We start from the raw sequence: 25,887 nt of genomic DNA, 5'->3' as shown, positions 1-25,887 counted from the left end.
TCACAGGTCGCCGTCACAGGACGCGGGGCCGCCGGGGCGCCGCCATTCGGTCAGGGTCACGCCGGTCTCGGGCGTGAGGGTCTCGGTCGGGCCGGGGACGAGGCCGGCTTCCGCCAGCGCGCGCTCCGCCGATCGCGCGGGGCCGAGCCCCGAGAACACCGGGCGTCCGCCGGGCAGGGGGCAGGACGGGTTCCGGGCCAGGTGGAAGCTGTCGAACCAGGGCAGGAACAGGTCGAAGGCCGCGCGCCCGCCGGGCACGCCGATGCGCCCGCCCTCGGGAACCACGGCGGCCAGCATCTCGGGGACGGGGATGTCGGCGGGGTTCCATTCCCAGGCCTCCAGGCCCCTTGTCAGGCCCCGATGGCCCCGGCTCATCACCACCCGCAGGCGGCGGCCGGCGTTGGGCGTCGCCTCGTGGCTGGCGCGGGCCAGAACGGTCGCCGCGCAGGCGTCCAGCGCCGCCTGAAAGCGCGCCCAGTCATTGGCGTCCCCCAGCGCCGGCGGAAAGGCGCCCGAGGCGTCGGCGATGCAGTCCTCCGGCGACAGGATCGCATGCCCCTCGATCCGCCAGCGGAAGGCGGAGGCGCGGGTTTCGGAGGCGGGAGCGTCTGGCATGGCGGGCCTGCGGGGCGAGATGGTCGGTGCGCCCGCGCCCGCGACGCGGGAACGGCCGGGCCGGGGATCATCCGCCGGATCGCGGATCGGCCGGAGACTGGCCGAGCCTCGGCGTCGGGGCAAGCGAATAATGTAAGCATGACTTACATTGATGCGCCCCGTCACCGGACGTGATCGGCCGCCCCCACCCGGTCCGCCTCCCGGTCCCCCCCGGTCCGCCTACCGGGCCGCCCCGTTCAGGCCCCCGCGCCTTGACATGCGCGCCCCCCGGCCGCACGCCGGTCCCCGACGCCCCTGCAGGAGGTCCGCCCGCCCCATGGCCCCCAACGCCTCGAAAACCGACGACACCCCCATGGCCCGCTACCGCGCGCTGCTGCGCGAAGGCGAGCTGAACGAAGACCCGGCCCAACGCCACGCCGTCGAGCAGCTGCAACTGCTGCATGACCGCCTCAAGGGCTACGACCCCGGGCAGGGCAAGAAGGTGGCGCGCGGCTGGTTCGGCTGGGGACGCGAGCGTGCGAAGCAGGAAACCCTGGGCGGCCTCTACCTCTACGGCGGGGTCGGGCGCGGAAAATCCATGCTGATGGACCTGTTCTGCGACATCGCCCCGGTCAGCCCCAAGCGCCGCGTGCATTTCCACGCCTTCATGCAGGAGATCCACGCCGGCATCAAAAAGGCCCGCGACGCCGGCGCCTCCGACCCGATCGCGCCGGTGGCGGACACGGTCGCGGCCTCGGCCACGCTGCTCTGCTTCGACGAGATGCAGATCACCGACATCGCCGACGCCATGATCGTCGGCCGCCTGTTCGAGGCGCTGTTCGCCCGCGGCGTGGTCGTGGTCACGACCTCCAACCGCCACCCGGACGACCTCTACAAGGACGGGCTCAACCGCGCGATCTTCCTGCCCTTCATCGAGATCCTGAAGGACAAGCTCGACCTGCACCATCTGGACGGCGCCGAGGATCACCGCCGCGACCGCGCCCGCTCCGACCGCCGCTACATCGCGCCTCTGGGGCCGGAGGCGGAGGCCGAGATCGACCGCATCTGGGACCATCTGGGAACCGGGGAGGAGACCCCGCTGGTCCTGACCTTCCCCGGCCGGACCGAGAGTTTCGCCCGCCACCGGAACCGCGCCCTGCGCGCAGGTTTCGAGGATCTCTGCGCCCGCCCGCTGGGGGCCGCCGACTATCTCGCGCTGGTCGAGGCCGTGGACGCGCTGGTGATCGAGAACGTGCCCCGCCTGTCCCGCGCCCGCAACAACGAGGCCAAGCGCTTCGTGACCCTGGTGGACGCGCTCTACGAGGCGCGCACGAAACTGTTCGTCTCCGCCGAGGCGGAACCCGAAACGCTCTACCTGGAGGGCGCCGGGGCCTTCGAGTTCGAGCGCACGGCGAGCCGCCTGGACGAGATGCGGGCCGCCGACTGGCCGGAAAAGGCGGACTGACATGCGCATGCGGTTGCGTTGGGCATTCGACGCGGCCCTTGAGAGCTTCTGGTTCCTGCCCCTGCTGATGGTCGCCGTCAGCCAGTCGCTGGTGCTGCCGGCGATGCTGTTCGGCGCGGACCCGGCGTCCTGGGCGGCCGCGGCCGGGCTCGATGCGCTGGCCGAGCGCATCCGCGCGCTGGCCGAGGGGCTCGACCCGGACGGCGCCCGCGACGTGCTGGGCATGGTTGCGGGGGGGATGATCACCACCGTTTCCATCGTGTTCTCGCTCAGCTTCGTGGCGCTGACCCTGACCTCGCAGCAGATCGGGCCGCGGATCATCGACTTCTGGCTGCGCTCCAACGCCACCCAGGCGCTGCTCGGGCTCAGCCTCGCGGCCTTCTTCGCGGCGCTCTCGGGGCTGCTGGCGATGACCCAGACCTCCGAGGACGGGCGCGTGGCCCTGATGGCGGTGGCCTTCGCGGCGCTGCTGGGCTCGCTGGCGCTGGTCGCCGTGGTGCTGTTCGCCACCCGCATGTCCGAAGCGATCCGCGCCGACGCCACGGTGGCCCGCATCGGCGACGCCTTCGTGACCGCCTGCCGGGCGGGGAAGGTGCGCATGGGCGTGGCGGAGGCCGACGCCGCCGCGGCGCTGGAGGCGTTGGCCGAGGCCGAGGGCGTGGTGATCCGCGCCGACGCGGCCGGCTACCTGGGCGACATGGACCTGGACGCGCTGGCCGGCTGGGCGGGGAGCCACGGCCTGCGCCTGATCGTGCTGCCGCGGGAGAACGACCACGTGCTCCCCGGCCGCCCGCTGGCCCGGGTCCTGGGCCAGCATGGCGATCCGTCGGAGGTCGAGACCGCGCTGCGCGGCCGGCTCGCCCTGACCTCGCGCCGCCGCCGCTCCGGCGTCGCGGATTTCGAGGGCGACGCGCTGGCCGAAGTGGCGCTGCGCGCCCTGTCGCCCTCGATCAACGACCCGTTCACCGCCATGGCCTGCATCGACCGCATCGCCGAGGGCTGCTCCGTGCTCGCCCGTCTCGGCCCGCCCTCGCGCCTGCGCTGGGCGGACGGGGGGGGCGACGGGGGGGGCGACGGGGGGGCGCCTGGGGCGCCGGATGACGGCGGGACCGGCGTGGCCATCGTGGCGGCGCAGTCCTGCGGCGCGGCCTGGCTGGCGCCGCGGCTGCTGCACCCGGTGCTCGACGCCGGGCGCGACAAGGCGGTGGTGCTGGAGCGCGCGGCCCAGGCCCTGTCCGATATCGCCCGCATCGCCTGGCTGGAGGAGGACCGCGCCGCCGTCCGCCGCCTGCTGGACCGGGTGAAACGCGCCGCCGAGGACCTGGCCGACCCCGATGACCGCGTGCTGGTCATGGATGCGCTGGCCGATCCGGCGATGGACTGAGGCCGCGCCCGCCCCCTCGCGCCCATCCCCGGCCGCGTGAGGGGAGCCGCCGCGTTTCAGCCGAAATCAGCACTAAAAGAATCCTAAAACCAGCCCTGAAAAGTCTTTGATCATCCCTCATCGCCATACCCGTGCCCGGGAGCCGAGCTGTCGGCCGGGTAAAGGGGGCTTTTCAACATGCTGCGTGCACTGCTGCTTCTTGGGGGAGCGGTCGTTCTCGCGGTCGGCGCGGCGGCGCCGGCGGCGGGGCACTCCGTCTATGACACCGATCCGAACGCCAACGCCTGTTGCGGCGGCGAGCATTGCGGCCCGGTGCCGCGCGAGTCGGTGACCTGGGATCCTGAAGCCGGGGGCTGGACCCTGCTCTGGCGCGACGAGGAGGTCTTCGTGCCGCGCGAAAGCGCGCTTCTGTCGCCGGATGAGGGCTTTCACGCCTGCGGCAGCCGCACCCGCGGCCTGTTCGGCGCCGAGGGCCCGTTGCCTCCGGGCGCCGCGGCCGAGCTGTCGCCCTGGAAAATGTGCTTTCTCGTGCCCCGCGACGCGCTGGAAACCGCCTTCGCCGATGTGGGAGACGACCGCCTGGCCTTCGGCGAGATGCTCGACGGTCTGATCGGGACCGCCCGCGATCTCAGCCGCCGCGGGTTCGAGATCGGGGGACGGCTGGCGGCGCTCAGCTACGGCGGCGCCCATGACCCCGAAATCAGGACGGTCGGCATCGTGGACGGCGGATCGAGCAGCGGTCGGACCGAAGGCGAAGCGGGGGGGCGAACGGACGGCGAAGCGCCCCGCACGCCCTCGGGCGGCGAGGGCGGACATAGCGAGGGCGCGCCGCCGTCGGTGGTGCCCGCGCCCCCGGCGGCGCTGATGCTGCTGAGCGGGCTCGTGGCGCTGGGCCTGGCCCGCCGCCGTCGCGGGGGCTGAGGCGCAGGGCCGGGGCCGGGGCGCCCGCGCGCCCCGCACCCGGGCGGTCAGAGCAGGAAGTGATCCTCGTCGATCTCGCGCGGCTTGAGATCGGCGACGATGATCGTCAGGTCGCGCCATTCGATCACCGAATCGGCGCCGTCGCGGGTGATCGTCAGGTCGGCGAAATCCCGCAGCCCGCGGATCTGCATCTGGTCGGCGCCCAGGCCGAAGTCCTCGATCGTATCGGTCCCGTGCCTGCCTCGGAACACCATCAGGTCGGCGCCCTTGCCGCCGATCAGCAGATCGTCGCCGAGGCCGCCGACCAGCTTGTCCCGGCCGGGGCCGCCGTCGAGCGTGTCGTTTCCGCCGCCGCCGAACAGATTGTCCGGGCCCGGCCCGCCGAACAGGAAATCGTCCCCGGCCTGGCCCTTCAGCACGTCCTGTCCGCGGCCGCCATTGAGGTAATCGCCGTCGGCCCCGCCCTTCAGCGTATCGCGCCCGGCGCCGCCGCGCAGCTCATCCTCGCCGGCGCCGCCCTTGAGCCTGTCCGCTCCCGCGCCGCGCACGATCACGTCGTCGCCGGCGCCGCCGGTGTCCGGCGCGAAGAGCCCGGCGTTGAAAGCGCCGTTGGCGAAGACCAGCGTCTCGACCCCGACCACCGAATCCCGCCCGTCCTCGCCGTCCACATAAAGCACGCCGTCGACGGTCTCGAACGTGTAGTCGGCCGAGCTGCCGGCGAAGAGCGCCCGGTCCTCGCCGAGCCCGCCGTCGATGGCGTCGTCGCCGAGCCCGCCGGTGATCTCGTCATCGCCGGCACCGCCGAGGATGGCGTCGTCGCCGGCCAGGCCGATCAGCGTGTCGTCGCCGGTCCCGCCCAGCAGGAAGTCCGCCAGCGCGGTTCCGGTCAGATGGTCGTCGCCGCCGCCGCCGGCCAGCACCGCGCCGGGAACGGGATCGGGATCGGTGGGGCTCTCGTCCTCGACCCCCTCTTCGGAGGTCTCCGCGGACGCGGCGGCGAGGTCGCCGTCTTCGCCCGCCGCGGCTTCGGTCTCGGCCAGGGTCAGGCCCACGACCGTCTCGCCCTCCGACGCGCCGAAGAACACGTTGCGCTGCAGGTCGCCGTCGGAGACCGCGAAGGCTTCCAGCGACGGCGCCGTGGCGGCCGCGAGCCGGTCGAGAATGTCGTCCACGCCCAGGTCCGGCACGTCGGGGATCAGCCCCTCCATCACGTCGGCCAGCGAGGTCAGGGCGGCGATCGCGGCGTTGACCGGGGCCAGGAACTCGTCGATCGGGATCAGCTTGTCGAGAATGGCGTTGGCGGCGTTCTGGATCGGCCGCAGCAGGTCGCCCAGGAAGAATTCCACCGCCTCCTGCACCACCCCGTTCAGCGCGTCGAGGAAGTCGAGGATCGCGTCGATGGCGCTGCGCGGGATCGCCGGGAAGACGCGGATGCCGAAGACGCGCGGCGGGTCCTCCAGGAAGTCGAAGAAGGCGTTGATCGGGCTCGCCATGGTCGACACGGCGGAGATGAAGGGCCGGGCCAGCGCCTCCAGCCCTTCGAGGAAGTCGATGGGTTCGACCAGGTCCTCGATGAACTCCAGCGCGGCGTCCAGCCCCTCGACCGCCGGGTCGATGATGGTCTCGATCGCCGCCTGAACCGGGGCGACGGCCTGGGTCATGGCGTCGATGATCCCGGTGTAATCCGAGGTTTCGGCATCGAAGCGCAGGGCGAAGGCGGCGAAGCCGGCCTCCATGCGCGCGTTATCGGAAAGATCGGTGTCCGACCAGACGGGCGCGGCCTCCGCATCCGCCACGCCGATCTCGCCGCTGACGCTCATCGCCGCGAGCGGGTCGACGTCGGGGTCCGATGCGAAGCCCATCCATTCCAGCGCCGGTTCGATGGCGGCGGGCAGGATCCCGTAGACGGTCAGCACCGCGTCGACCACCTCGACCACCCGGACCAGGTTCTCAAGGATCGTATGCAGCCGCTCCAACCGCTCGATATGCTGGCTCAGCGACTGGTCCATGGAGATGCCGCGGGCCTCCAGGTCCTCGCCCGAGACCTCGATCCGTCCCATCGCCTGCCGCAGCCCGAGCCGGCTGATGGTCGGTCCGATGCCCGGCAGGGCGCCGCCGACCAGCATCAGCAGCTCCCCGTCCTCGGCGGTTTCGGCGACCTCGCCGACCTTGTTGTGGAACTCGCGGAGCTGGGCGCGGTAGTCCCGCTTCAGGTCATCGATATGGGCATCGAGCGCCATGAGCAGCAATTCCGCGCCGCCATAGACGCCGACCCGGATCAGCAGGGGGCTCCAGTCGGTGAGCACTTCTTCGAAGCTGCGCGGTTCGGCGTCGTCCTCGCCCGTCCCCTGGACCAGCGCCCGCAGCGACTCGAGCTCCCCGAAGGCGCCGAGCGTGGCGCCATGGGTGGCCTCGATGGACGAAAGGCTCTGCGAAACGGACATGGCCGGCGGCTCCCCAGTGTCGCCCGGCGTGGCGCGCCGGATGTATTTCCCTTACGGAATGCGTTGGCTCCGAAGCATGCAGATCACGTGCCGCCGAACAAGTGACAAACGTCCTCCGATGAACGATTTTCGCCCGCCGGTGGAGTTTCATCCGCGAATGGGCGCCCGTTGCCGTCCCCGCAACGCGAAACCCCCGACCGTTTCCGGCCGGGGGCTGATCATCGTCCGGGGGGGCGAGGCCCCGCGGATCACATGGTGCGTTCGACCATCATCTTCTTGATCTCGGCGATCGACTTCGCCGGGTTCAGCCCCTTGGGGCAGGTCTTGGCGCAGTTCATGATGGTGTGGCAGCGATACAGGCGGAACGGATCCTCGAGGAAGTCCAGCCGGTCCTGCGTCGCCTCGTCCCGGCTGTCGATCAGCCAGCGATAGGCGTGCAGCAAGGCGGCCGGGCCGAGGTAGCGGTCGCCGTTCCACCAGTAGCTCGGGCAGGAGGTGGAGCAGCAGGCGCACATCACGCACTCATAGAGCCCGTCGAGCTTCTTGCGGTCGTCGATCGACTGCTTCCACTCTTTCTCCGGCGCCGTGGTCGCGGTCTCCAGCCAGGGCATGACCGCCGCGTGCTGCGCGTAGAAATGCGTCAGGTCGGGGATCAGGTCCTTGACCACCGGCATGTGCGGCAGCGGGTAGATCTTCACGTCGCCGTCGACCTCGTCCAGCCCGTAGATGCAGGCCAGCGTGTTGATCCCGTCGATGTTCATGGCGCAGGAGCCGCAGATGCCCTCCCGGCAGGAACGACGGAAGGTCAGGGTCGGATCGATCTCGTTCTTGATCTTGATCAGCGCGTCGAGGATCATCGGCCCGCAGGTATCCATGTCGACGAAATAGGTGTCGACCCGCGGGTTGGCCCCGTCATCGGGGTTCCAGCGGTAGATCTTGAACGAACGGACGTTCGTGGCGCCCTCCGGCTTGGGCCAGGTCTTGCCGACCGTAACGCGGGAGTTCTTGGGCAGCGCGAGTTCAACCATGGTTGGCTCCTTCCCGGGTCCGGATCAATACACGCGCGCCTTGGGCGCGATCTTCTTCATGTCGATGCCGCCGGCGTCCTGCTTGGTCAGCGGGTCCAGCACCACCGAGCGGTAGCCGAGCTTCACGTCGCCCTCGTCCGAGACCCAGGCCAGCGTGTGCTTGCGCCATTCCTTGTCGTCCCGGTCGGGATAGTCCTCGCGGGCATGGGCGCCGCGGCTCTCGTGACGGGCCTCGGCGCCGACCACGGTGGCGAGCGCGTTGGGCATCAGGTTGTCGAGCTCCAGCGTCTCCATCAGGTCGGAGTTCCACACCAGGCTGCGGTCCGAGACCTTCACGTCGGCGAATTCCTTGCGGATCGCCGCCATCTTCACGCAGCCCTCCTTGAGGGTCTCCTCGGTGCGGAACACCGCGGCGTCGGACTGCATGGCGCGCTGCATGTCGAGCCGCAGCTCGGCGGTCGGCTTGGCGCCGTTGGCGTTGCGCAGCTTGTCGAAGCGCGCCATCGACTTTTCGACCGAAGCCTCGTTCATCGGCGGGTTCGGGGCCTTGGGGTCGACGATGGTCCCCGCCTTGATCGCCGCGGCGCGGCCGAAGACCACGAGGTCGATCAGCGAGTTGGAGCCCAGCCGGTTGGCGCCGTGGACCGAGGCGCAGCCGGCTTCGCCCACCGCCATCAGGCCGGGGACGATCTCATCCTTGCCCTCGGCGTCGGCGCGCAGCACTTCGCCGAAGTAGTTCGTGGGGATGCCGCCCATGTTGTAGTGCACGGTCGGCAGCACCGGGATCGGGTCCTTGGTCAGGTCCACGCCGGCGAAGATGCGGGCGGATTCCGAAATGCCGGGCAGGCGCAGGGCCAGCGTCTCGGGCGGCAGGTGGTTGAGGTGAAGGTGGATGTGATCCCCCTCCGGCCCCACGCCGCGGCCCTCGCGGATCTCCAGCGTCATGCAGCGGGAGACGACATCGCGCGAGGCGAGGTCCTTGTAGGTGGGGGCGTAGCGCTCCATGAAGCGCTCGCCCTCGGAATTGGTCAGGTAGCCGCCCTCGCCGCGGGCGCCCTCGGTGATCAGGCAGCCCGAGCCGTAGATGCCGGTCGGGTGGAACTGCACGAACTCCATGTCCTGCAGGGGCAGGCCGGCGCGGGCCGCCATGCCGGCGCCGTCGCCGGTGCAGGTATGGGCCGAGGTGGCCGAGAAGTAGGCGCGGCCGTAGCCGCCGGTCGCCAGCACCACCATCTTGGCGTTGAAGCGGTGCATGGTGCCGTCATCGAGCTTCCAGGCGATGACGCCGGTGCACTGGCCGTCATCCGACATGATGAGGTCGGTGGCGAAATACTCGATGTAGAACTCGGCGTTGTGCTTGAGCGACTGGCCGTAGAGCGTGTGCAGGATGGCGTGGCCGGTGCGGTCGGCCGCGGCGCAGGTGCGCTGCACGGGCGGGCCCTCGCCGAACTCGGTGGTGTGGCCGCCGAAGGGGCGCTGGTAGATCTTGCCCTCTTCGGTCCGGCTGAACGGCACGCCGTAATGCTCCAGCTCGTAGACCGCCTTGGGGGCCTCGCGGGCCAGGTATTCCATGGCGTCGGTGTCGCCGAGCCAGTCGGAGCCCTTCACCGTGTCGTACATGTGCCACTGCCAGTTGTCGGGGCCCATGTTGGACAGCGACGCGGCGATGCCGCCCTGGGCTGCGACGGTGTGGGAGCGGGTGGGGAACACCTTGGTCACGCAGGCGGTCTTGAGCCCCTGCTCTGCCATGCCCAGCGTCGCCCGGAGGCCGGAGCCGCCGGCCCCGACCACGACGACGTCGTAGGTGTGATCCACATATTCATAGGCGGCCATGGCGGTCCTCATGCTTTGGCGCGACGGCGATCGCGCGTGGCGGGCGGCGCGGGAGCGCGCTCAGCCCGCGAAGGCGATCTTGGCGACGGCGAAAACGCCGGTCAGGCCGAACAGGGTGCAGAACGCGATGTTCGCGATCAGCGCGGCGGTGCGCACGGCCTTGTCGTGGACGTAGTCCTCGATCACCACCTGAAGGCCGAGCTGCAGGTGGCGGAAGGCGACGGCGATGAACAGGATCAGGATGACCGCGTTGAACGGGTTGGAATAGGTGGCCATCACGTCGGCGTGGGAGGCGCCCAGCGACCAGTCCAGCGGCAGGATCGCCAGCAGGAACAGCGGCACCAGCGCCACGGCGGTGATGCGCTGCACCCAGAAATGTCCGGTGCCGTGCTTGGCGGACCCCAGTCCGATGACGCGGCCCTTGTCGGTCTTGAAGCTCATGTCCGCGTCTCCCTCAGAGGATCCAGATCAGCACGGTCAGCAGTGCGGCGATGACCAGGGTCATCTTGCCGGCCACTTCCGCCTGGTCGGGGTCGAGCATCAGCCCTAGGTCCCAGATCAGGTGCCGCACGCCGTTGCAGGCATGGAAGCACAGCGCGAACAGCGATCCGAACATGATCAGATTGCCGATCCAGGAGGTCAGGAACCCGTCGGCGGTGGCGAAGTAATCGGGGCCCGAGGCCGCCGCCAGCAGCCACCACACCACCAGGATCGCGCCAAGCGAAAGCGCGCAGCCGGTGATCCGGTGCGCGATCGACATGATGGACGTCCATTGGGGGCGATAGATGCTGAGATGGGGAGACAGGGGGCGATTGCCCCGGTTCACGTCGGCCATTGCGACCCCTCTCATTGTTCCGGCGCGGTCGCGCGATCGGGTGCGCGCAAGCCTGGCTGGCGGTTTTCATAGCGCGTCGATCCGCGGTCGAAAAGCGTTGCGACGTCGCGCTGTGCGGAAAAAGCGCCCGCAGGCGTCGGCGCGTCGCGGCGACGGGGGGATTTCGCCCCGGTTTGTGATCACGGCCCGCGGGTTGTGATCACGATGCGGAATCGAACGGCTCCGTCCGCTCCGGCGCCGGAAGCGTTTCGCCCGCCTCCCGCTCCGGATGCGGCCACGCCCGGCGCGGGGGGCGCCGGGCGTGGGAATCGTCGAAGCGCCGGACCCGCGCCGGGCCTCAGGTGGGGATCAGCGCCCAGACATCGAGATCCAGCAGCACGTTGGCGGCGTATTTGCCGTCCTCGCCGCGCAGGGGCGCCGGCGTCGCGTCGTTCTTCACCGCCACCAGCCGCAGCCGCAGCGCGCCGACGCCGGGGGCCGGGGTCTCGGCCTTGTCCAGCACCTCGGACCACGCATAGACGGTGTCGCCCGCGAAGCACGGATTGGCATGGGCCCCGCCGTTGATCGCGACGATGGTCTGGGCGTTGGCCAGGCCGTTGTAGCTCAGCGCCCGCGCCAGGCTGATGACGTGGCCGCCATAGATCAGCCGGCGCCCGTCCTCGCGGAACTGGGCGTTGAAATGCACCTTGGCGGTGTTCTGCCAGAGCCGGGTGGCGAGCATGTGCTCCGCCTCCTCGATGGTCGAGCCGTCGACGTGGTCGATGCGCTCGCCGATCTCGTAGTCGCCCCAGCGGTGCGTCTCCCCGGCGAGGTCGAAGTCGTAGCCGGTGAAATCCAGCCCCTCCGGGATCGCCAGGTCCTCCGCCTTCACGGCCTTGGCCAGCTCGGGGACCACCGGCTCCGGCGCGGGGGCGTCGACGTCGTTCTTGCGCACCATCACCCAGCGCACCCATTCCAGCGCCTTGGCCCCGTCGGCGGTGGTCGCCGCCGAGCGCACCCAGACCACCCCGGACTTGCCGTTGGAGTTCTGCTTGAGCCCGATGATCTCGGTCTGCGTGGTCAGCGTGTCGCCGGGATAGAGCGGCTTGAGAAACCGGCACTCGGCGTAACCGAGATTCGCCACCGCGTTCAGCGAGATGTCGGGCACGGTCTTGCCGAAGGCCACGTGGAAGCCGATCAGGTCCTCCAGCGGGCTGCGCGGCAGACCCGAGGCGCGGGCGAATTCGTCCGAGGAGGGCAGGGCGAACCGGGTCGGGTAAAGCGCGGTGTAGAGCGCGCGGTCGCCCTCGGTCAGGGTGCGCGGCGTGGCGTGACGCAGGGTCTGGCCGACCTTGAAGTCCTCGAAGAAGTAGCCGGGATTGGTCTTTGAGGCGGTCATGCGGGGCTCCCTGAACCTGTGCTTTGATTTGCCCGGCAGATTAGGCCCGGCCCCGCGCGACGCAACCGGACGCCGCGCCGCGCCGCGGGGCGTTCAGAAGCGGGTGCGCAGGTTGACCGAGCCGAACAGGGACATGCCGTCCTGCCCCGCATATTCCTCGGTGCGCAGAACCTGGGTGTAGCTCAGCTCCACCCGCCCCAGCTGCACCGCGATCCCGGCCTGGATGTCGGCGACGAAGCGGTTGGGCTCGACCCCGTCGACGCCGCCGAAGGTGTTGCCCTCGATGAAGATGTTGCGCCCGACCAGCCGGCCCTCCGCCCCCGCGAAGACATACCAGGAGAAGTCGTCCTCGTTGCGGAAGAAGCCCGGCGAGGCCACCGCGGGCCGCACCCGCGGCGGGCCGTAATCGTCCGCCAGGTCCTGCCCCAGCCGCGCCACCCCGCCGATCGCCAGCGAGGTGTCGACGTTGCCCAGCGCCACCGTCACGTTGGGCGCCCAGTCCACCGACAGGTCCAGCGCCGGAACCGGCACGTCGGCCGAGAACTTCCACTTCCGCTCATAGAGCAGCCGCAGGCCGAGCTCGTCGTCGAGCTGGTTGTGCCAGCCCCGCGGCTCCTGCGCGCCGATGAGCTCGTGGACGATGGTCTGGGATTCCTCGGCCAGCGAGGACGGGCCGACGATCCCGATCTCCACCGACAGCGTGTCCAGCCGGTCGCCCCGATCCGCCGCCACTCCGGCCCCGACATAAAGGAATCCCGCATAGGGCCGGTCGGTCTTCGGCGGGGTCTTCAGCGAGATGTCGGAGGGCGTGTAGATGTTCTGCCCCAGCGTGTAGAGCCCGTACCAGTCCGAGGCGTCGGAGAACCAGCCGTAGAGCCCCCGTTTCGCCAGCCGCCCCGCGGCGCTGAGATTGTTGCGCGGGGTCACGTAGTCCAGCCGCACGCCGTTGGTGTAGTCGCGGTCCTCGTCGCCGAAGATGTCGTTCTCGAAGGTCACCGACCAGGTGCCGCGGGCGTCGGCGTCGGGGCCGGCCTCGGGCGCGGCGGGCTCCTGCGTCGGGGCGCCGGCGACGGGGGAGCGGACGGCGTCCTGGGCCTGGGCCGGCCCGAAGGCGCCGAGGCCGACGACGATGGCGGCGACGCGCATGGAGGCGCCCCCGGCCGCGAACGGTCTGTGGGCGTCGCTGCGTCTGGAAGACACGTTCTGAGCTCCTGGCTGAAAGAGGCGGGACGGTCGCGTTCCCGGCCGGCCGCGGGGGCGTGGACCCCGGTTCGCCCCGCGCAAGCATAGGCCGCCGCCGCTTCCGGGCAACGGCGGCCAACGCCAATTCTTCCTTGATAACAGGGGAACGTGACGTAAGCTGCCGGCTCCGAAGCAGATCGGGCGCCGTTGCAAGAGCAGCCCGTCGCAGGGAGGAAAAACTCGATGTCGCTGAAAACCCACGCCCGGATTGCGTTCGCCGCGATCGCTGCGCTGGCCTTCGCAGGCTCCGCCGTCGCCCAGGACTGCGCCCCTTCCAAATGGGGCGCCGACGACGAGATCGGCTCCGCCAACCTTGTGACGCCCGAGCAGGTGCTGATGGCCTCCAAGCTGGTCAAGAAGGGCATGAGCGCGCCGCTGGGCATCACCATCAGCCGCGACACGCCGGCCTTCGCGCCGCGCTCGCTGTCCATGCAGGTGGTGCAGCCCGGCCAGACCGGCGGGACCGATCCGCTGGGCTACGGCGGCGGCGGCGTCTACAATGACGACATCATCCAGATGTGGTTCGGCATCGGCTCCCAGATCGACGGGCTGGGGCATCTCGGCGATGACGGGCGCTATTACAACTGCAACGACGCCAAGGAGATCTCGCAGATCGGCGGGCTGACCAGGCTCGGCGTGCACAACGTGCCGCCGCTTGTGGGCCGGGGCGTGGTCATCGACATGGCCAAGCACTTCGGGAAGGAATTCCTCGAAGCCGGTCACGTCATCAACGCCGAGGACGTGAAGGCGGCGATGGAAGCGCAGTCGATCGAGGTGAAGAAGGGCGACGTGGTCCTGTTCCACACCGGCTGGACCGACGCCAAGCTGGAGAGCGCGCCGTCCGAATGGGGCGCGGGCGAGCCCGGCATCATGCCCGACGTGGCCGAGATGCTGGCCGAGGCCGACGTGATGGCGGTGGGCGCCGACACCTGGGGCGTCGACGTGGTGCCGCCGCCGGCCGGCGCCAAGGTGTTCTATTCCCACGTGGTTCTGCTGCGCGACAACGGCATCTACATCCTCGAGACCATGAATACCGGCCCGCTGGTCGAGGCCGGCGTGACCGAGTTCATGTTCGTGCTGGGCCAGGCCCGGGTGAAGGGCTCGGTGCAGATGGTGATCAACCCGGTCGCGCTCTGGTAAGCGCGCCCGCCGCGCGGTTCCGGCTGCGCGGCGACCGGGCATGGGGGGACGGGCGGCTTCGGCCGCCCGTTTCGCGTTGGACGGGGGCGCGGGCGCGAGGCGCCGCGCCGTAGGGCGGGTTTCAACCCGCCGCGCCGCTCACCGCCCTCGCCGCCCTCGCCGTGCGCGCCCGGCCATGGCCAGGGCGGCGGAGCGCGGCGCCGCCAGCGCCTCCCGCACGCTCCGCGCCAGCCTTCGGCGCAGAGGGCTCGGCGCGGGCGAGGTCGGCGCCGGCCGCGTGGCGATCCCGTGCAGGGCGAAGCACATCCGGGCGCGGGCCATGTGCCAGGGGTCGGTGACCAGCGTCACGCGCTCCGCCCCCTCCGCCCGGATCAGGGGGCGGGAAAAGCGCGCGTTCTCCTCGGTGTCGCGGGCGCGGGGTTCGACGATCAGGGCGGTTTCGGGGAGGCCGGCGGCCAGCAGGCGGCCGCGCATCGCCATCGCCTCGCCGGGCGCGTCCGCGCCGCGCGCGCCGGGGGCGCCGCCGGTGACGAGGATCTTCGCCCGCCGCCCCTCGGCCCGGGCCGCGCGCCACAGCGCCTCGCCCCGGTCCGACCGCCGCGCCAGCGCCGGACCGGGCCGGCCGTCCGGGCGCAGCGCCGCGCCCAGAACCACGATCAGCTCGGGCAGTTCGCGCCGTTCGGGCGCGGCGCGGGTCACTCAGGCCTCAGACCGGGAAGGGCGACGGCCCGATCAGCCCGTGGATGACCGTGATGACCGCGAAGGCCACGACGGTGATCCCCACCAGTATGAAGTCCTTCTTGCGCGGCGCCGGCGCCGGCTTCACCCAGGCCCCGTCGCGGGCGTTGGTGGCGAAGATCGCCGCCACCGACCATACCCCCAGCCCGCCGAACAGGATCAACGAGGCGACGTCCCCGTTCACCAGCAGATGCGCCACGGCCCACACGATCACCGCCAGAAGCTGCGGGTGCCGCACATGGCGCTTGGCGTTGCCCTTGGAATGCGAGGCGCCGAACAGCCCGACCGCGATCAGCATCATGAGGTTGTTGAGATGCACGGCCCAGGGCAGGAACCACAGCTCCTCATATTCCGCCTGCTGGTAGCCGATCACCAGCATCGCCACGATGGCGAGGGTCAAAAGGGCGAACCCGCCCCGCCAGGTCTTCTCCCCGTGGCGCGCGACCATCGCGGCGCGGAACCGCGGGGCGACCAGGGGAATGGAATGCGTGGCCCACCAGAGGACGACGCCGAGAATCAGAAGGGTCATTGGCTTGCTCCCACGCGGGCCGGAGGGGTTGGCTTGCGGGCCGGAGCATAGCGGCCGCACGCCCGCGCGCCATGGACGGATCGACACATTAACCAATTCGCGGGAGGCGGGCGGGGGCGTCGGCGCCCGGCGCGCGCTCAGACGCCGAGCAGCCGGTCCCGGATTTCCGGCGTCAGGTCGCCGGGCGCGCCGGTCCAGGCGGAGCGGCCCTTCTCCAGGATCACGCAGCGGTCCATCACCGGCAGCAGTTCGGCCAGCGACTTGTCCACCACCAGCAGGGACTGGCCCTCGGCCTTCAGCGCGCCGATGGCGGCCCAGATCTCGTGGCGGATGACGGGGGCGAGGCCCTCGGTGGCCTCGTCCAGGATCAGCAGCCGCGGGTTGGTCATCAGCGCCCGGCCGATGGCCAGCATCTGCTGCTCGCCCCCCGAAAGCGTGCGCGCCGACTGCCCGGCGCGCTCGGCCAGCCGGGGGAACAGCGCCTCGACACGGGGCCGGTCCCAGGGGCCGGGGCGGGCGGTGGCGACCAGGTTCTCGGCCACCGTCAGGTTGGGAAAGCAGCGCCGCCCCTCGGGCGCGAGCCCCAGCCCCAGCCGCGCCGCCCGGTAGGCCGGCAGCCCGGCGAGGTCCCGCCCCCCGAAGCGGATGCGCCCGCGCCGATGCGGCGTCAGCCGGCAGATCGAGCGGATGGTGGTGGATTTCCCCATGCCGTTGCGCCCCATCAGCGCCACCGCCTCGCCGGCGCGGACCTGAAGGTCGACCCCGTGCAGGGCCTGCGAGGCGCCGTAGAAGGTCTCGATCCCCTCGACTTCCAGCATGGCCGGCTCGGACATCATTCGGTCTCCTCGAACGGGCCGAGCGCGGTGCGGGCCTTCTTCGTCAGCTTGCCCCGGATCAGCGCGTAGGAGCGGCGGATCCGATGCGCCAGCGCCGCCTCGTCCGCCGCCTGCGCCCAGGGGACCAACACCCACGAGCGGTGGAAATAGGGCGCGCGCTCGGCCTCGCCGGCTTCGATCAGCAGTTCGGCGGTCTCGATGTCGGGACATTTGACGGCGACGCCCCGGTCCATGGCGCCGATGCAGGCGAACATCTTGCCGCCGACCTTCCACGCGTCATGGCCTCCGCCCCAGGGGTCGGAGCGCTCGGCCCCGGGCAGGGCGGCGCAAAGGCGGTTGACGGTCTCGCGGGTCATGGCGGGCAGGATCGCGCGGCCCGGGCGGCGACGCAAGGCGGGACGGGCGGGAGACGACCGGGGGACGGGGGACGGGGCGCGGAGGCGGCTCGGTCAGCGGCTTCGTGCGGCGGCGATATCGGCGGCGATCGGCCCGGCGGCGATCGCCGCCAGCAGGGCCGCCAGCGGCAGGGCCGCGGGCGGCCCGAAGCGCCCGAAGCCCACCGCCCCCAGCGCGCCGGCCCCGAGGAAGGTTCCCGTCAGCCCGGCCAGCATCCCCAGCTTCTCCCGATCCGCGCGCACCGGCGGGCCATCCCCGCGCGAGGGATACAGCGCCCGGCCGATCTCGATCCCCAGATCGGTGACCAGCCCGGTGATATGGGTGGTTCGGATGCGCGCCCCCGACAGTTTGGTGATGACCGCGTTCTGAAGCCCCATGACGAAGCACAGCAGAAGGGTCACGAACAGCACCGCCTCGCCCGTCCCGCTTCCCGCCCCGAGCAGCCCGAACCCCGCCAGCAAGGCGGCTTCCAGCGCCAGCGGCAGGGCGAAGAGGCTCTCCAGCCCCCGCCGCCGCGCCCAGTTGACCATAAGCGCGCTGACCGCGGCGCCGCCCACGAAGGCGCACAGCGCGCCCGCCCCGGCGGCGACCAGCGCATGGCGCCCCAGCGCCAGGTCGTCGGCCATGCCCGACACGATCCCGGTCATGTGCGAGGTGTAGTGCCCGATGGCCATGAAGCCCCCGGCATTGGCGGCGCCGGCCACGAAGACCAGCAGCACCGCCAGCCGCGCGTCCGAGCCCGCGTCCCGTTTCCGTCCCGCAATACGCCTCAGCCGCGCGATCATGGCTCCGCGTCCCGTTCCGCCATCGTTCCGGAAACCGCCCGCGCCGGCCGGCGGGGCGGGGGGCTCAGTCGAAGATCTCGTCCCCGGCGACGCCCCACAGCGCGGTCTTGGGCAGCCAGCCCTCGACCCCGTCCTTGTAGACCTCGCACCAGTCGCGCCCGCAGGCTTCGACCTTCAGCACCACGCCCGGCGCCGCGCGCGCCACCACCGGCGAGGCGGTCGAGGCGTCCTCGCGCAGGTCCGCTTCCACCGGGGTGACCAGCGCGGTGCGCACGCCCGAGAGCATGGAGTAATGCACCCAGCCGAAGCCGCCCTCCTGGTCGCGGACCCGGCGCCAGTGGCCGTATTCGGCGATCACCTCGAGCGGCATCCCGCGGCGCATGAAGACCCAGTCGACCCGATGGGTCATGCCGGGGCCGCGGCGCACATTGGCCTTGGTGGCCTTCAGGCTGACATAGCGGGGCATGGGCAGGCCGGTGACGGGGCCGGTGGTCGGCGCGGGCTCGGCCGCCGATGCGGGGCCGGGATCGGTCGCGGCGCCGCTCGGCGCGTCGGGCGCCGCCTGCGCGGTGGAGGCGGAGGCCGCCTGCGCCCGCGCCGATGTCGCGGGGCCGAGCGCGAGCGTGAGCGCGATTCCGAAAATGAGCGTTAGGGAGATCCCCAGCCGCAGGGGGCGCCCGAGACGCCGGAACGGGCCGCGCCGCCATGTCCGCCGACGCGCCCGGGCCTGCCGATCACCCGTCCGTTCGCCCGTCATCCGAAGCCTGCTCCGCCTCTTCGCCGTATCCGGGCCGCGCCCGGTCGTCGTCCCCGGCCCAAATCCGAGCCCGGCCGCCGCCGATCGCCGAGGCGTCCGCGACGTTCCTTAGGGGCCGCTCTCCCCGTGGACCCCGCGCCGGGATTTGGTTAAGGCTATCGCATCCGCACGGCCAGGAGAAGCCCGAGACCATGCCCGTCGAGTCCCGTCCCCTTCCTTTCCCCGGCGGCCGTCCGCGCGTCGTGGTGACCCGCAAGCTGCCCGAGGCCGTGGAGGCCCGGATGCGCGAGCTGTTCGAGGTCGATCTGAACCTCTCGGACGCGCCGATGAGCCGCGAGGCGCTCGCCGCCGCCGTCAACCGCGCCGACGTGCTGGTCCCCGCCCTGGGCGACCGCATCGACGCGGGCCTGATCGGCCAGGCCGGGCCGGACCTGAAGCTGATCGCCAATTACGGCGCCGGCGTCGACCATATCGACGTCGAGACCGCGCGCCGCCGCGGCATTCACGTGTCCAACACGCCCGGCGTGCTGACCGAAGACACCGCCGACATGACCATGGCCCTGATGCTGGCGGTCCCCCGCCGTTTGCAGGAAGGCGCGAAGATCATCGAGGCCGAGGACGAGGCCGGCTGGAAAGGCTGGTCCCCGACCTTCCTCAACGGCCGCCGCATCACCGGCAAGCGGCTGGGCATTCTCGGCATGGGCCGCATCGGCCAGGCCGTGGCCCGACGCGCCCGCGCCTTCGGCATGTCGATCCACTACCACAACCGCCGCCGCCTGCATTCGGACATCGAGACCGGGCTGGACGCGACATGGTGGGAGAGCCTCGACCAGATGCTGGCCCGCATGGACATCGTCTCGGTCAACTGCCCGCACACGCCGGGCACCTATCACCTGCTCAACGCCCGCCGGCTGAAGCTGATGAAGCCCTCGGCCTATATCGTGAACACGTCCCGCGGCGAGGTGATCGACGAGAACGCGCTGGGCCGGATGCTGAAGGCGGGCGAGCTCGCCGGCGCCGGGCTCGACGTGTTCGAGCGGGAGCCGACCGTGAACCCCGACCTGAAGGGCCTGCCCAACGTGCTGCTGCTGCCGCATATGGGCTCGGCCACCCAGGAGGGGCGGCTGGAGATGGGCGAGAAGGTGATCATCAACATCAAGACCTTCGCCGATGGTCACCGGCCGCCGGATCTGGTCGTGCCCTCGATGCTCTGACCGCCGGGGCTCCGCTCGCCTTTTCGGGGGCGGGGCCGGTTCCTCTCCTTCCAACGCTCCGGTTTTCCCGTCGGGTTTCTCCGCGGCGCGCTCGGCCGCCGTGGGGAGGCGCGCCGGTGGAGGTCATTTCATGCATCGATTTCTCGGACTTCCGGTGGGGCACAGCTGGGCCCCGGGCGAGGGCCTGACCGTCGCCGAACAGATCGCGCTGATCATGAGCTGGCTGGTGTCCAGCTGGCTCGGGCTGATCGTGTTGCTGGCGGCGCTGGTGTTTCTGACCCTTTCGGTGTTTCGCGCCCTTCGCTTCCTGCGGTCGCGCCGTCTGCGTCGTCGCAAGGCGGCGGCGAAGGCCGATGCGCCGGTAAGCCTGACCCGGCTGCGTCTGTCGCGGATGCCGCCGAAGGCGGAGGATGACGAAGACGAAGAAGATGACGGCGAAGAGGGTGAGGATGAGGCCGGGGGGCGCCCGGACCGAGGCCTCCGCGCGCGCCCCAGGGCCTGAGCGTCGCCGCGGCCGGGCCCCGCGCAGGTCGCGCGGGAATTGACTTCGGCGTTAACATTAACTAAATATGAACGTCATGAGGCGCGTCTGGGGAGGCGCCTGTCAGAGCGATGGGGATCGTCATGGCGTTGAAATTCGCGGAGGTTCCGGGCGGAGGCAGCTTCGCGCCGGGGGCGGGGCCGAGCTGGTTCGAGATGGCGAACCGGCAGATCGCGTCCCTGTGGACCGGAGAAGTGTCGCTGGTGCTGACCGGCGTTCTGGCGGCGCTGGCCGCGTTCGTGCTGATCCAGGCCCAGATCCGCGGCGCCGGCGGACGGCGCAGCCGCCGCAAGCTCGAAGACGTCCCGCGCAACGGGCCGGTCAGCATGGCCGAACTGCGCCACGCCCGCATGCCTATGGGCGAGCGGCCGGGCGACCGGGCCGGCGCCTGAGGCCTCAGGCTTCAGGCTTCAGGCTTCAGGCCTCGGGCGCCGGGGATCCCGCCGCAGACCGGGCAACCCGGCCGGCGACGCACCCCGATGGTCCGGGCTTCGGCCCAGAGCGCATCCCATAGCAGCAGGCGGCCCGCCAAGGGCTCGCCCGCGCCGACCAGCAGCTTGACCGCCTCCGCGGCCATCATCGAGCCGATGACCCCGGCCAGCGCGCCCAGCACGCCGGCCTCGGCGCAGGCCGGGACCAGGCCGGGGGCGGGGCGCTCGGGGAAGACGCAGGCGTAGCAGGGGCCGCCCGCGGCGGGGTTCCACACCGAGAGCTGCCCCTCCCATTGCCCGATGGCGCCGGCCACCAGCGGGACGCCCAGCCGCGCGCAGGCGACGTTGGCGAGGTGGCGGGTGTCGAAATTGTCGGACCCGTCCAGCACGACCGTGTGACCTGCGAGGATCGCCTCGGCATTGGCCTCGGTCAGCCGGCTCGCGACGCCCTGGACCTCGACGCCCGGATTCACCGCGGCCAGCGCGTCGCGGGCGCTGTCGATCTTGGGACGGCCGACGGCGCCGGTGGCGTGCAGCACCTGCCGTTGCAGGTTCGACAGGCTCACCGCGTCGTCGTCGATCACGGTCAGCCGCCCGATCCCCGCGGCGGCGAGGTAGAGCAGGGCGGGCGAGCCCAGCCCGCCGGCTCCGATCACCGCGACCGAGGCGGCGCGCAGGGCGGCCTGGCCCGGCCCGCCGATCTCGCGCAGCACGATATGGCGGGCGTAGCGGTCGAGCTCGTCGTCGGTCAGCGCCATGGCGGTCTCCGGTGGGCGTCGAGGCGCCCGGGGGCCAGAGGTGTCGGGGAGGCCAGAGGTAGAGACCCCCGGCCCGGGCGCCAAGGGCGCCAAGGCGCCGGGCGGCCCGCCCCGCCGCCCGGCGCCGCCCCGGTTCCGGTGGGAGGCGCCGCGTCCCGCGCCCGCCAGGCTCCGCCGTTCCGCCCGCGGCGCGTGGAGCCGGGGGCGAGGGCGTCGCCGTCTCTTCGCCGCGCCCGTTTCCCTCCGTATCCGGTTCCCGCCATGTCCCCCCGCATTCCCCCCCACTGACGCATCCCGCCGGATCCCGCCGAATCCCGCCGGGGCCGCCCGAAACCCGTCCGCCGGGCGCCCCCGGTTCAACGCGCCGCGGGCGGACCCGGTCGGCTTGCGCGCCCTCGACGCGGCGCCTCCCCGGACCTCGCCGCTCGCCCCGCCGACGCCGCCTGCGTCCCCCTTGCCTCACCCGCTCCGACGATCCCTTAGCGCGCCGTCTGCGAAACTGGACGCATCCCCCTGCGCACGGTATCTTTTCACCCGCGAGGCGCCGCGATCAATGACGGCGCCCCTACATGAGGCAAGGCACATGCAGCAGCCCGAGCGGTTCTCGGACCTGCCGGAATACGCGTTTCCGCGTCTCCGCGCGCTCATCGAGGGCGTCGCCGCCGGCGGCCCTCTGCTCCCCATGTCGTTGGGAGAGCCCCGGCACGACCTCCCCCCCTTCCTGGGCGAGGCGCTGGCGAAGCATGCCGGCCTGTTCGGCCGCTATCCGCCCAACGAGGGCTATCCGGACCTGCGCGCCGCCATTTCCGGCTGGCTGCGCCGCCGCTTCGGCCTGACCGAAGCCGCGACCGACCCGGACGCCCATGTCTTCCCGCTGAACGGCACGCGGGAGGGCCTGTTCGCCGCCTGCCTCGCCCTTGTCCCCGAACGCAAGAACGGCGAGCGGCCGGCGGTGCTGATCCCCAACCCGTTCTACCAGTGCTACGCGGTCGCCGCGCTCGCCGCCGGGGCGGAGCCGATCTATGTGCCGGCGGAGGCCGAGACCGGCTTCCTCCCCGATTTCGCCGCCCTCCCCCCCGCGCTGCTCGACCGCACCGCGGCGGTTTACCTGTGCTCGCCGGCCAATCCGCAGGGCGCGGTCGCCGATCTCGACCACTGGACCCGGCTCATCGCGCTGGCGGACAAGCACGATTTCCGCATCTTCGCCGACGAATGCTATTCCGAGATCCATCGCGGGACCCCGCCGCCCTCCTCCCTCCAGGCCGCGCAGGCCATGGATGCGGACCCGGAGCGGGTGCTGGCCTTCCACTCGCTGTCCAAGCGGTCGAACCTTCCGGGCATCCGCTCGGGCTTCTGCGCCGGCGGCCCGAAGACCATCGCGGCGATGCGAAAGCTGCGCGCCTATGCCGGCGCGCCGCTGCCCGGGCCGATCCAGATGGCCTCCGCCGAAGTCTGGGCGGACGAGGCGCATGTGGACGCCTCCCGCGCGGTCTACATGGAGAAATTCGCCATGGCCGACCGCATCCTCGGCAACATGGAGGGCTACCGCCCCCCCGAGGCCGGGTTCTTCCTGTGGCTCGACGTCTCCGCCCGACATGGCGACGGCGAGGCGGCGACCCTCAAGCTCTGGCGCGAGACCGGCGTGCGCGTCCTGCCCGGCGCCTATCTTTCCCGACCTTCCCCCGACTGGCTGGGCGGCGGCGACCCCGGCGCGCGTTATGTGCGCATCGCCCTGGTCGAACGCCCCGAAGACGTGGAGCGGGGCCTGACCCTGATCCGCGACTGCCTCGGCTGAACGGAGACGATTTCCCATGGCCCTGTTCTCCCGCTCCGACCTCGACGATTACGAGCGCGAGCCCCGCGACAGCTTCCTGCCCGAAAGCTGGTCCGAGGCCCTGCGCCGCCGGGCGGCGGAGCTGGCGGGGCTGGCGCTGGCGGGGCTGGCGGTCGCCGCGGCGCTGATGCTGGCGAGCTATTCGTCCGAGGACCCGTCCTTTTTCAACATGAGCGGGGGGGACGCCTCCAACTGGCTGGGCATGGCGGGAGCCTACGCGGCCGATCCGCTGATGCGAACGCTGGGTCTGGCGTCCTGGATGCTGCCGCTGCTGATCGGGGTCTGGGGCTGGCGGCTGGTGACGCATGAGGGCGAGCACCGGGCCTGGTCGCGCCTGCTGCTGTCGCCGCTGGCGGTGCTGGCCGTCGCCGCGGCCCTGTCCACGCATATCCCCCCCGCCGCATGGCCGCATCCCTACGGGCTGGGCGGGCTGATCGGCGACGGCGCCGGGCGCACGCTGGCCCAGCAGGCGCCCTGGCCGCTGGAACTGACCCTGCTGGCCCTGTCCCTGAGCCTGGGGTTCTGCGCCGTGGCGCTGAGCCTGCTGTCGCTGGGCGTCGACTGGGAGGAGCTGGCGGCCCTCCGGCGCTGGATGGCCGACGGCCTGATCTGGGCGCTGGGCCTGGTCTTCGCGCTGGTCGCCTTCATCGCCAGTCGTCGCCGCAAGCCGGCGGAGCCGCGGTCCTCCCGCCTCGGCGCGCCGCGCCCCATCGGCGCCGCCGCCCGCCACGAGCCGGCGATGGAGGAGGACGAGGACCCGCTTTACGACGACGAGGAGATGGACGAGCCCCAGCTTTCCACCCGTCGCGCCGCCCGCGCCGAACCCCGTGCCGAACCCCGCGCCGAGCCCCGTGCCGAGCCCCGTGCCGAACCCCGGGTCCGCGCCGAACCCGAAGCCGACGCGCCGCTGCGGGCCGAGCCCAGCGTGGTGGACCGCATCCGCTCCGTCGCCCGGCGGATCGAGCCGGCGCCCGCCCCGCTCCATGACCACGACCCGGACTTCGGCGGCTATGACGACGACGCGGACTACGCCGCGCCCGTCGCCGCGCGCCCCGAGCCGGTGGCCCGCGTCGCGGTGCCGGCGCCGGCGCCGGCGCCGGTTTCGGCCGGGCCGCGCGAACCCTCGGTCAGCTCCCGCGCGCTGGGCGACGATTACGACGACGCCGACCCGGCCCCGATCCCCGACCCGGTCCCCCGGGCCCAGGTCGCGCCCCCCGTCCGCGCCCCCGCCCAGTCGCGCCGCGCCGCGGCCGAGGCCCAGCCGATGCTCGCCTTCGACGATCAGGCCGACGACGCCTGGTCGGCGCCGCCGCTCTCCCTGCTCCAGAACCCCGCCCGGATCGAGCGCCCCCACCACTCCACCGAGGCGCTGGAGGAGAACGCGCGGATGCTGGAGGCCGTGCTGGACGATTACGGCATCCGCGGCGAAATCGTGAAGGTCTCCCCCGGCCCGGTCGTGACCATGTACGAGCTGGAGCCCGCGCCGGGCCTCAAGGCGTCGCGCGTCATCGGGCTGGCCGACGACATCGCCCGCTCGATGTCGGCGCTCGCCGCCCGCGTCTCCACCGTGCCGGGGCGCTCGATCATCGGCATCGAGCTGCCCAACGAGATCCGCGAGAAGGTGCTGCTGCGCGAGCTTTTCGCCGCCCGCGCCTTCGGCGACGCCAAGGAACGCCTGCTGATCGCGCTGGGCAAGGACATCGCCGGCGCGCCGATCGTGGCCAACCTCGCCCGCATGCCCCACCTGCTGATCGCGGGCACCACCGGCTCGGGCAAGTCGGTGGCGATCAACGTGATGATCCTGTCGCTGCTCTACCGGCTGTCGCCCAAGGAATGCCGGATGATCATGATCGACCCCAAGATGCTGGAGCTGTCGGTCTATGACGGCATCCCGCATCTGCTGTCCCCCGTCGTCACCGATCCCAAGAAGGCCGTCGTGGCCCTGAAATGGACCGTGGCGGAGATGGAGGACCGCTACCGGAAGATGTCGCGCATGGGCGTGCGCAACATAGAGGGCTACAACCAGCGCGTCCGCGACGCGGTGGCCAAGGGCGAGGCTTTCACCCGCACCGTGCAGACCGGCTTCGACGACGACACCGGCGAACCCGTGTACGAGACGCAGGAGTTCGAGCCCGAAGAGCTGCCCTTCATCGTGGTCGTGGTCGACGAGATGGCCGACCTGATGATGGTGGCGGGCAAGGAGATCGAGGCCTGCATCCAGCGTCTCGCGCAGATGGCGCGCGCCTCGGGCATCCATATCATCATGGCCACCCAGCGGCCGTCGGTGGACGTCATCACCGGCACCATCAAGGCCAACTTCCCCACCCGGATCTCCTTCCAGGTGACGTCGAAAATCGACTCGCGGACCATTCTCGGCGAGATGGGGGCCGAGCAGCTGCTGGGCATGGGCGACATGCTCTACATGGCCGGCGGCGGGCGCGTGACCCGCGTCCACGGGCCGTTCGTGTCGGACGAGGAGGTTGAGGAGGTGGTGATGCACCTCAAGGCCCAGGGCGAGCCGTCCTATATCGGCGGCGTCACCGACGGCCCGGACGAGGAGCAGGCCTCCGAGATCGACGCGGTGCTGGGCCTGTCGGGGGACGAGACCGAGAGCGAGCTCTACGACCGCGCCGTGGCGATCGTGGCGCGGGACCGCAAGTGCTCGACCTCCTATATCCAGCGCAAGCTCGCCATCGGCTACCAGCGCGCCGCGCGGCTGGTGGAGCAGATGGAGGAACAGGGCGTGGTCTCCCCGGCCAACAAGGTCGGCAAGCGCGAGATCATGGTCGGCGAGGTCTGATCCG

At 71.5% G+C, this 25,887-nt stretch carries 23 protein-coding genes and 1 pseudogene; 9 read left to right on the top strand and 15 right to left on the bottom strand.

The features are described 5' to 3' along the window. On the bottom strand, window positions 1–615 hold the full coding sequence (locus tag BLV24_RS10495) for a hypothetical protein (protein ID WP_218133392.1): 615 nt from the start codon (window positions 613–615) through the stop codon (window positions 1–3). A 316-nt stretch (window positions 616–931) separates the two neighbouring features. On the opposite strand from BLV24_RS10495, the gene zapE reads away from it, so the two are divergent. The 3 genes from zapE (at window position 932) to BLV24_RS10480 (ending at window position 4,364) form a co-directional block, all read left to right on the top strand. Next, window positions 932–2,059 carry a cell division protein ZapE gene (gene zapE, locus BLV24_RS10490; RefSeq protein ID WP_245710504.1) on the top strand — a complete coding sequence of 376 codons (1,128 nt, stop codon included), beginning with the start codon at window positions 932–934 and terminating at the stop codon, window positions 2,057–2,059. Window positions 2,060–2,066: 7 nt separating this feature from the next. Further along, on the top strand, window positions 2,067–3,443 hold the full coding sequence (locus tag BLV24_RS10485) for a DUF2254 family protein (RefSeq protein WP_176954705.1): 1,377 nt from the start codon (window positions 2,067–2,069) through the stop codon (window positions 3,441–3,443). Between the two features lie 177 nt (window positions 3,444–3,620). Further along, window positions 3,621–4,364, top strand: coding sequence for a hypothetical protein (locus tag BLV24_RS10480; protein ID WP_092681425.1), 744 nt, complete (start codon window positions 3,621–3,623; stop codon window positions 4,362–4,364). A gap of 47 nt (window positions 4,365–4,411) precedes the next feature. Here the strand turns inward: BLV24_RS10480 and BLV24_RS10475 are convergent, their stop codons facing one another. The 7 genes from BLV24_RS10475 to BLV24_RS10445 all read right to left on the bottom strand — a co-directional run bounded on the left by BLV24_RS10475 (window position 4,412) and on the right by BLV24_RS10445 (window position 13,028). Next, window positions 4,412–6,808: a calcium-binding protein gene (locus tag BLV24_RS10475; RefSeq protein WP_092681423.1), complete on the bottom strand. Its 2,397-nt coding sequence runs from the start codon at window positions 6,806–6,808 to the stop codon at window positions 4,412–4,414. A gap of 248 nt (window positions 6,809–7,056) precedes the next feature. After that, a complete protein-coding gene (locus BLV24_RS10470; protein WP_092681421.1) occupies window positions 7,057–7,836 on the bottom strand; it encodes a succinate dehydrogenase iron-sulfur subunit in 780 nt (259 codons plus the stop codon). Between the two features lie 24 nt (window positions 7,837–7,860). Continuing rightward, window positions 7,861–9,669 (bottom strand): succinate dehydrogenase flavoprotein subunit, encoded by a 1,809-nt coding sequence (gene sdhA, locus BLV24_RS10465; RefSeq protein WP_092681419.1) that lies wholly within the window; start codon window positions 9,667–9,669, stop codon window positions 7,861–7,863. A gap of 60 nt (window positions 9,670–9,729) precedes the next feature. Beyond that, window positions 9,730–10,110, bottom strand: a complete 381-nt coding sequence (sdhD, locus tag BLV24_RS10460) for a succinate dehydrogenase, hydrophobic membrane anchor protein (RefSeq protein WP_092681417.1) — start codon at window positions 10,108–10,110, stop codon at window positions 9,730–9,732. A gap of 13 nt (window positions 10,111–10,123) precedes the next feature. Then, entirely contained in the window at window positions 10,124–10,504 is a 381-nt protein-coding gene (sdhC, locus tag BLV24_RS10455; protein ID WP_092681415.1) for a succinate dehydrogenase, cytochrome b556 subunit, read from the bottom strand. Between the two features lie 337 nt (window positions 10,505–10,841). After that, on the bottom strand, window positions 10,842–11,882 hold the full coding sequence (locus BLV24_RS10450; RefSeq protein ID WP_092681412.1) for a MaoC family dehydratase: 1,041 nt from the start codon (window positions 11,880–11,882) through the stop codon (window positions 10,842–10,844). A 93-nt stretch (window positions 11,883–11,975) separates the two neighbouring features. Then, window positions 11,976–13,028 carry a lipid A deacylase LpxR family protein gene (locus tag BLV24_RS10445; RefSeq protein ID WP_092681410.1) on the bottom strand — a complete coding sequence of 351 codons (1,053 nt, stop codon included), beginning with the start codon at window positions 13,026–13,028 and terminating at the stop codon, window positions 11,976–11,978. 279 nt (window positions 13,029–13,307) lie between these two features. On the opposite strand from BLV24_RS10445, the gene BLV24_RS10440 reads away from it, so the two are divergent. Further along, window positions 13,308–14,264 (top strand): cyclase family protein, encoded by a 957-nt coding sequence (locus BLV24_RS10440; protein WP_092681408.1) that lies wholly within the window; start codon window positions 13,308–13,310, stop codon window positions 14,262–14,264. A gap of 138 nt (window positions 14,265–14,402) precedes the next feature. Here the strand turns inward: BLV24_RS10440 and BLV24_RS10435 are convergent, their stop codons facing one another. The 6 genes from BLV24_RS10435 to BLV24_RS10410 form a co-directional block, all read right to left on the bottom strand. Further along, complete coding sequence (locus BLV24_RS10435) at window positions 14,403–14,963, bottom strand: YdcF family protein (protein ID WP_092681405.1); 561 nt, start codon at window positions 14,961–14,963, stop codon at window positions 14,403–14,405. Between the two features lie 7 nt (window positions 14,964–14,970). Next, complete coding sequence (locus BLV24_RS10430) at window positions 14,971–15,531, bottom strand: NnrU family protein (protein WP_092681403.1); 561 nt, start codon at window positions 15,529–15,531, stop codon at window positions 14,971–14,973. A gap of 137 nt (window positions 15,532–15,668) precedes the next feature. Next, on the bottom strand, window positions 15,669–16,364 hold the full coding sequence (locus tag BLV24_RS10425) for an ABC transporter ATP-binding protein (RefSeq protein ID WP_218133391.1): 696 nt from the start codon (window positions 16,362–16,364) through the stop codon (window positions 15,669–15,671). Next, window positions 16,364–16,723 carry an MmcQ/YjbR family DNA-binding protein gene (locus BLV24_RS10420; RefSeq protein WP_092681401.1) on the bottom strand — a complete coding sequence of 120 codons (360 nt, stop codon included), beginning with the start codon at window positions 16,721–16,723 and terminating at the stop codon, window positions 16,364–16,366. Before BLV24_RS10420 ends, BLV24_RS10425 begins: the two co-directional genes overlap by 1 nt. 93 nt (window positions 16,724–16,816) lie before the next feature. Beyond that, entirely contained in the window at window positions 16,817–17,548 is a 732-nt protein-coding gene (locus tag BLV24_RS10415) for a YoaK family protein (protein ID WP_092681398.1), read from the bottom strand. A gap of 64 nt (window positions 17,549–17,612) precedes the next feature. Then, window positions 17,613–18,305: an SH3 domain-containing protein gene (locus BLV24_RS10410; protein ID WP_092681396.1), complete on the bottom strand. Its 693-nt coding sequence runs from the start codon at window positions 18,303–18,305 to the stop codon at window positions 17,613–17,615. Between the two features lie 191 nt (window positions 18,306–18,496). On the opposite strand from BLV24_RS10410, the gene BLV24_RS10405 reads away from it, so the two are divergent. The 3 genes from BLV24_RS10405 to BLV24_RS10395 all read left to right on the top strand — a co-directional run bounded on the left by BLV24_RS10405 (window position 18,497) and on the right by BLV24_RS10395 (window position 20,452). Continuing rightward, window positions 18,497–19,519, top strand: coding sequence for a 2-hydroxyacid dehydrogenase (locus BLV24_RS10405; protein ID WP_092681394.1), 1,023 nt, complete (start codon window positions 18,497–18,499; stop codon window positions 19,517–19,519). 130 nt (window positions 19,520–19,649) lie between these two features. After that, window positions 19,650–20,021, top strand: a complete 372-nt coding sequence (locus tag BLV24_RS10400; protein WP_092681392.1) for a hypothetical protein — start codon at window positions 19,650–19,652, stop codon at window positions 20,019–20,021. Window positions 20,022–20,143: 122 nt separating this feature from the next. Then, window positions 20,144–20,452 carry a hypothetical protein gene (locus BLV24_RS10395; RefSeq protein ID WP_143040287.1) on the top strand — a complete coding sequence of 103 codons (309 nt, stop codon included), beginning with the start codon at window positions 20,144–20,146 and terminating at the stop codon, window positions 20,450–20,452. An 11-nt stretch (window positions 20,453–20,463) separates the two neighbouring features. Here the strand turns inward: BLV24_RS10395 and BLV24_RS10390 are convergent. Further along, a pseudogene (locus tag BLV24_RS10390) lies at window positions 20,464–21,276 on the bottom strand (HesA/MoeB/ThiF family protein); the annotation flags it as partial. Between the two features lie 556 nt (window positions 21,277–21,832). Between BLV24_RS10390 and BLV24_RS10385 the strand changes: the two are divergent. Beyond that, complete coding sequence (locus tag BLV24_RS10385) at window positions 21,833–23,044, top strand: aminotransferase class I/II-fold pyridoxal phosphate-dependent enzyme (RefSeq protein WP_092681386.1); 1,212 nt, start codon at window positions 21,833–21,835, stop codon at window positions 23,042–23,044. A gap of 16 nt (window positions 23,045–23,060) precedes the next feature. Continuing rightward, the gene (locus BLV24_RS10380; protein ID WP_092681384.1) at window positions 23,061–25,883 is read left to right on the top strand and encodes a DNA translocase FtsK; all 2,823 of its coding nucleotides are present in this window, start codon (window positions 23,061–23,063) and stop codon (window positions 25,881–25,883) included. Window positions 25,884–25,887: the final 4 nt, after the last annotated feature.

This window comes from Albimonas donghaensis, assembly GCF_900106695.1.
Taxonomy (GTDB): domain Bacteria; phylum Pseudomonadota; class Alphaproteobacteria; order Rhodobacterales; family Rhodobacteraceae; genus Albimonas; species Albimonas donghaensis.
The sequence above is the reverse complement of the archived record's forward strand: the minus strand, read 5'-3'. Positions and strand labels throughout refer to the sequence as shown.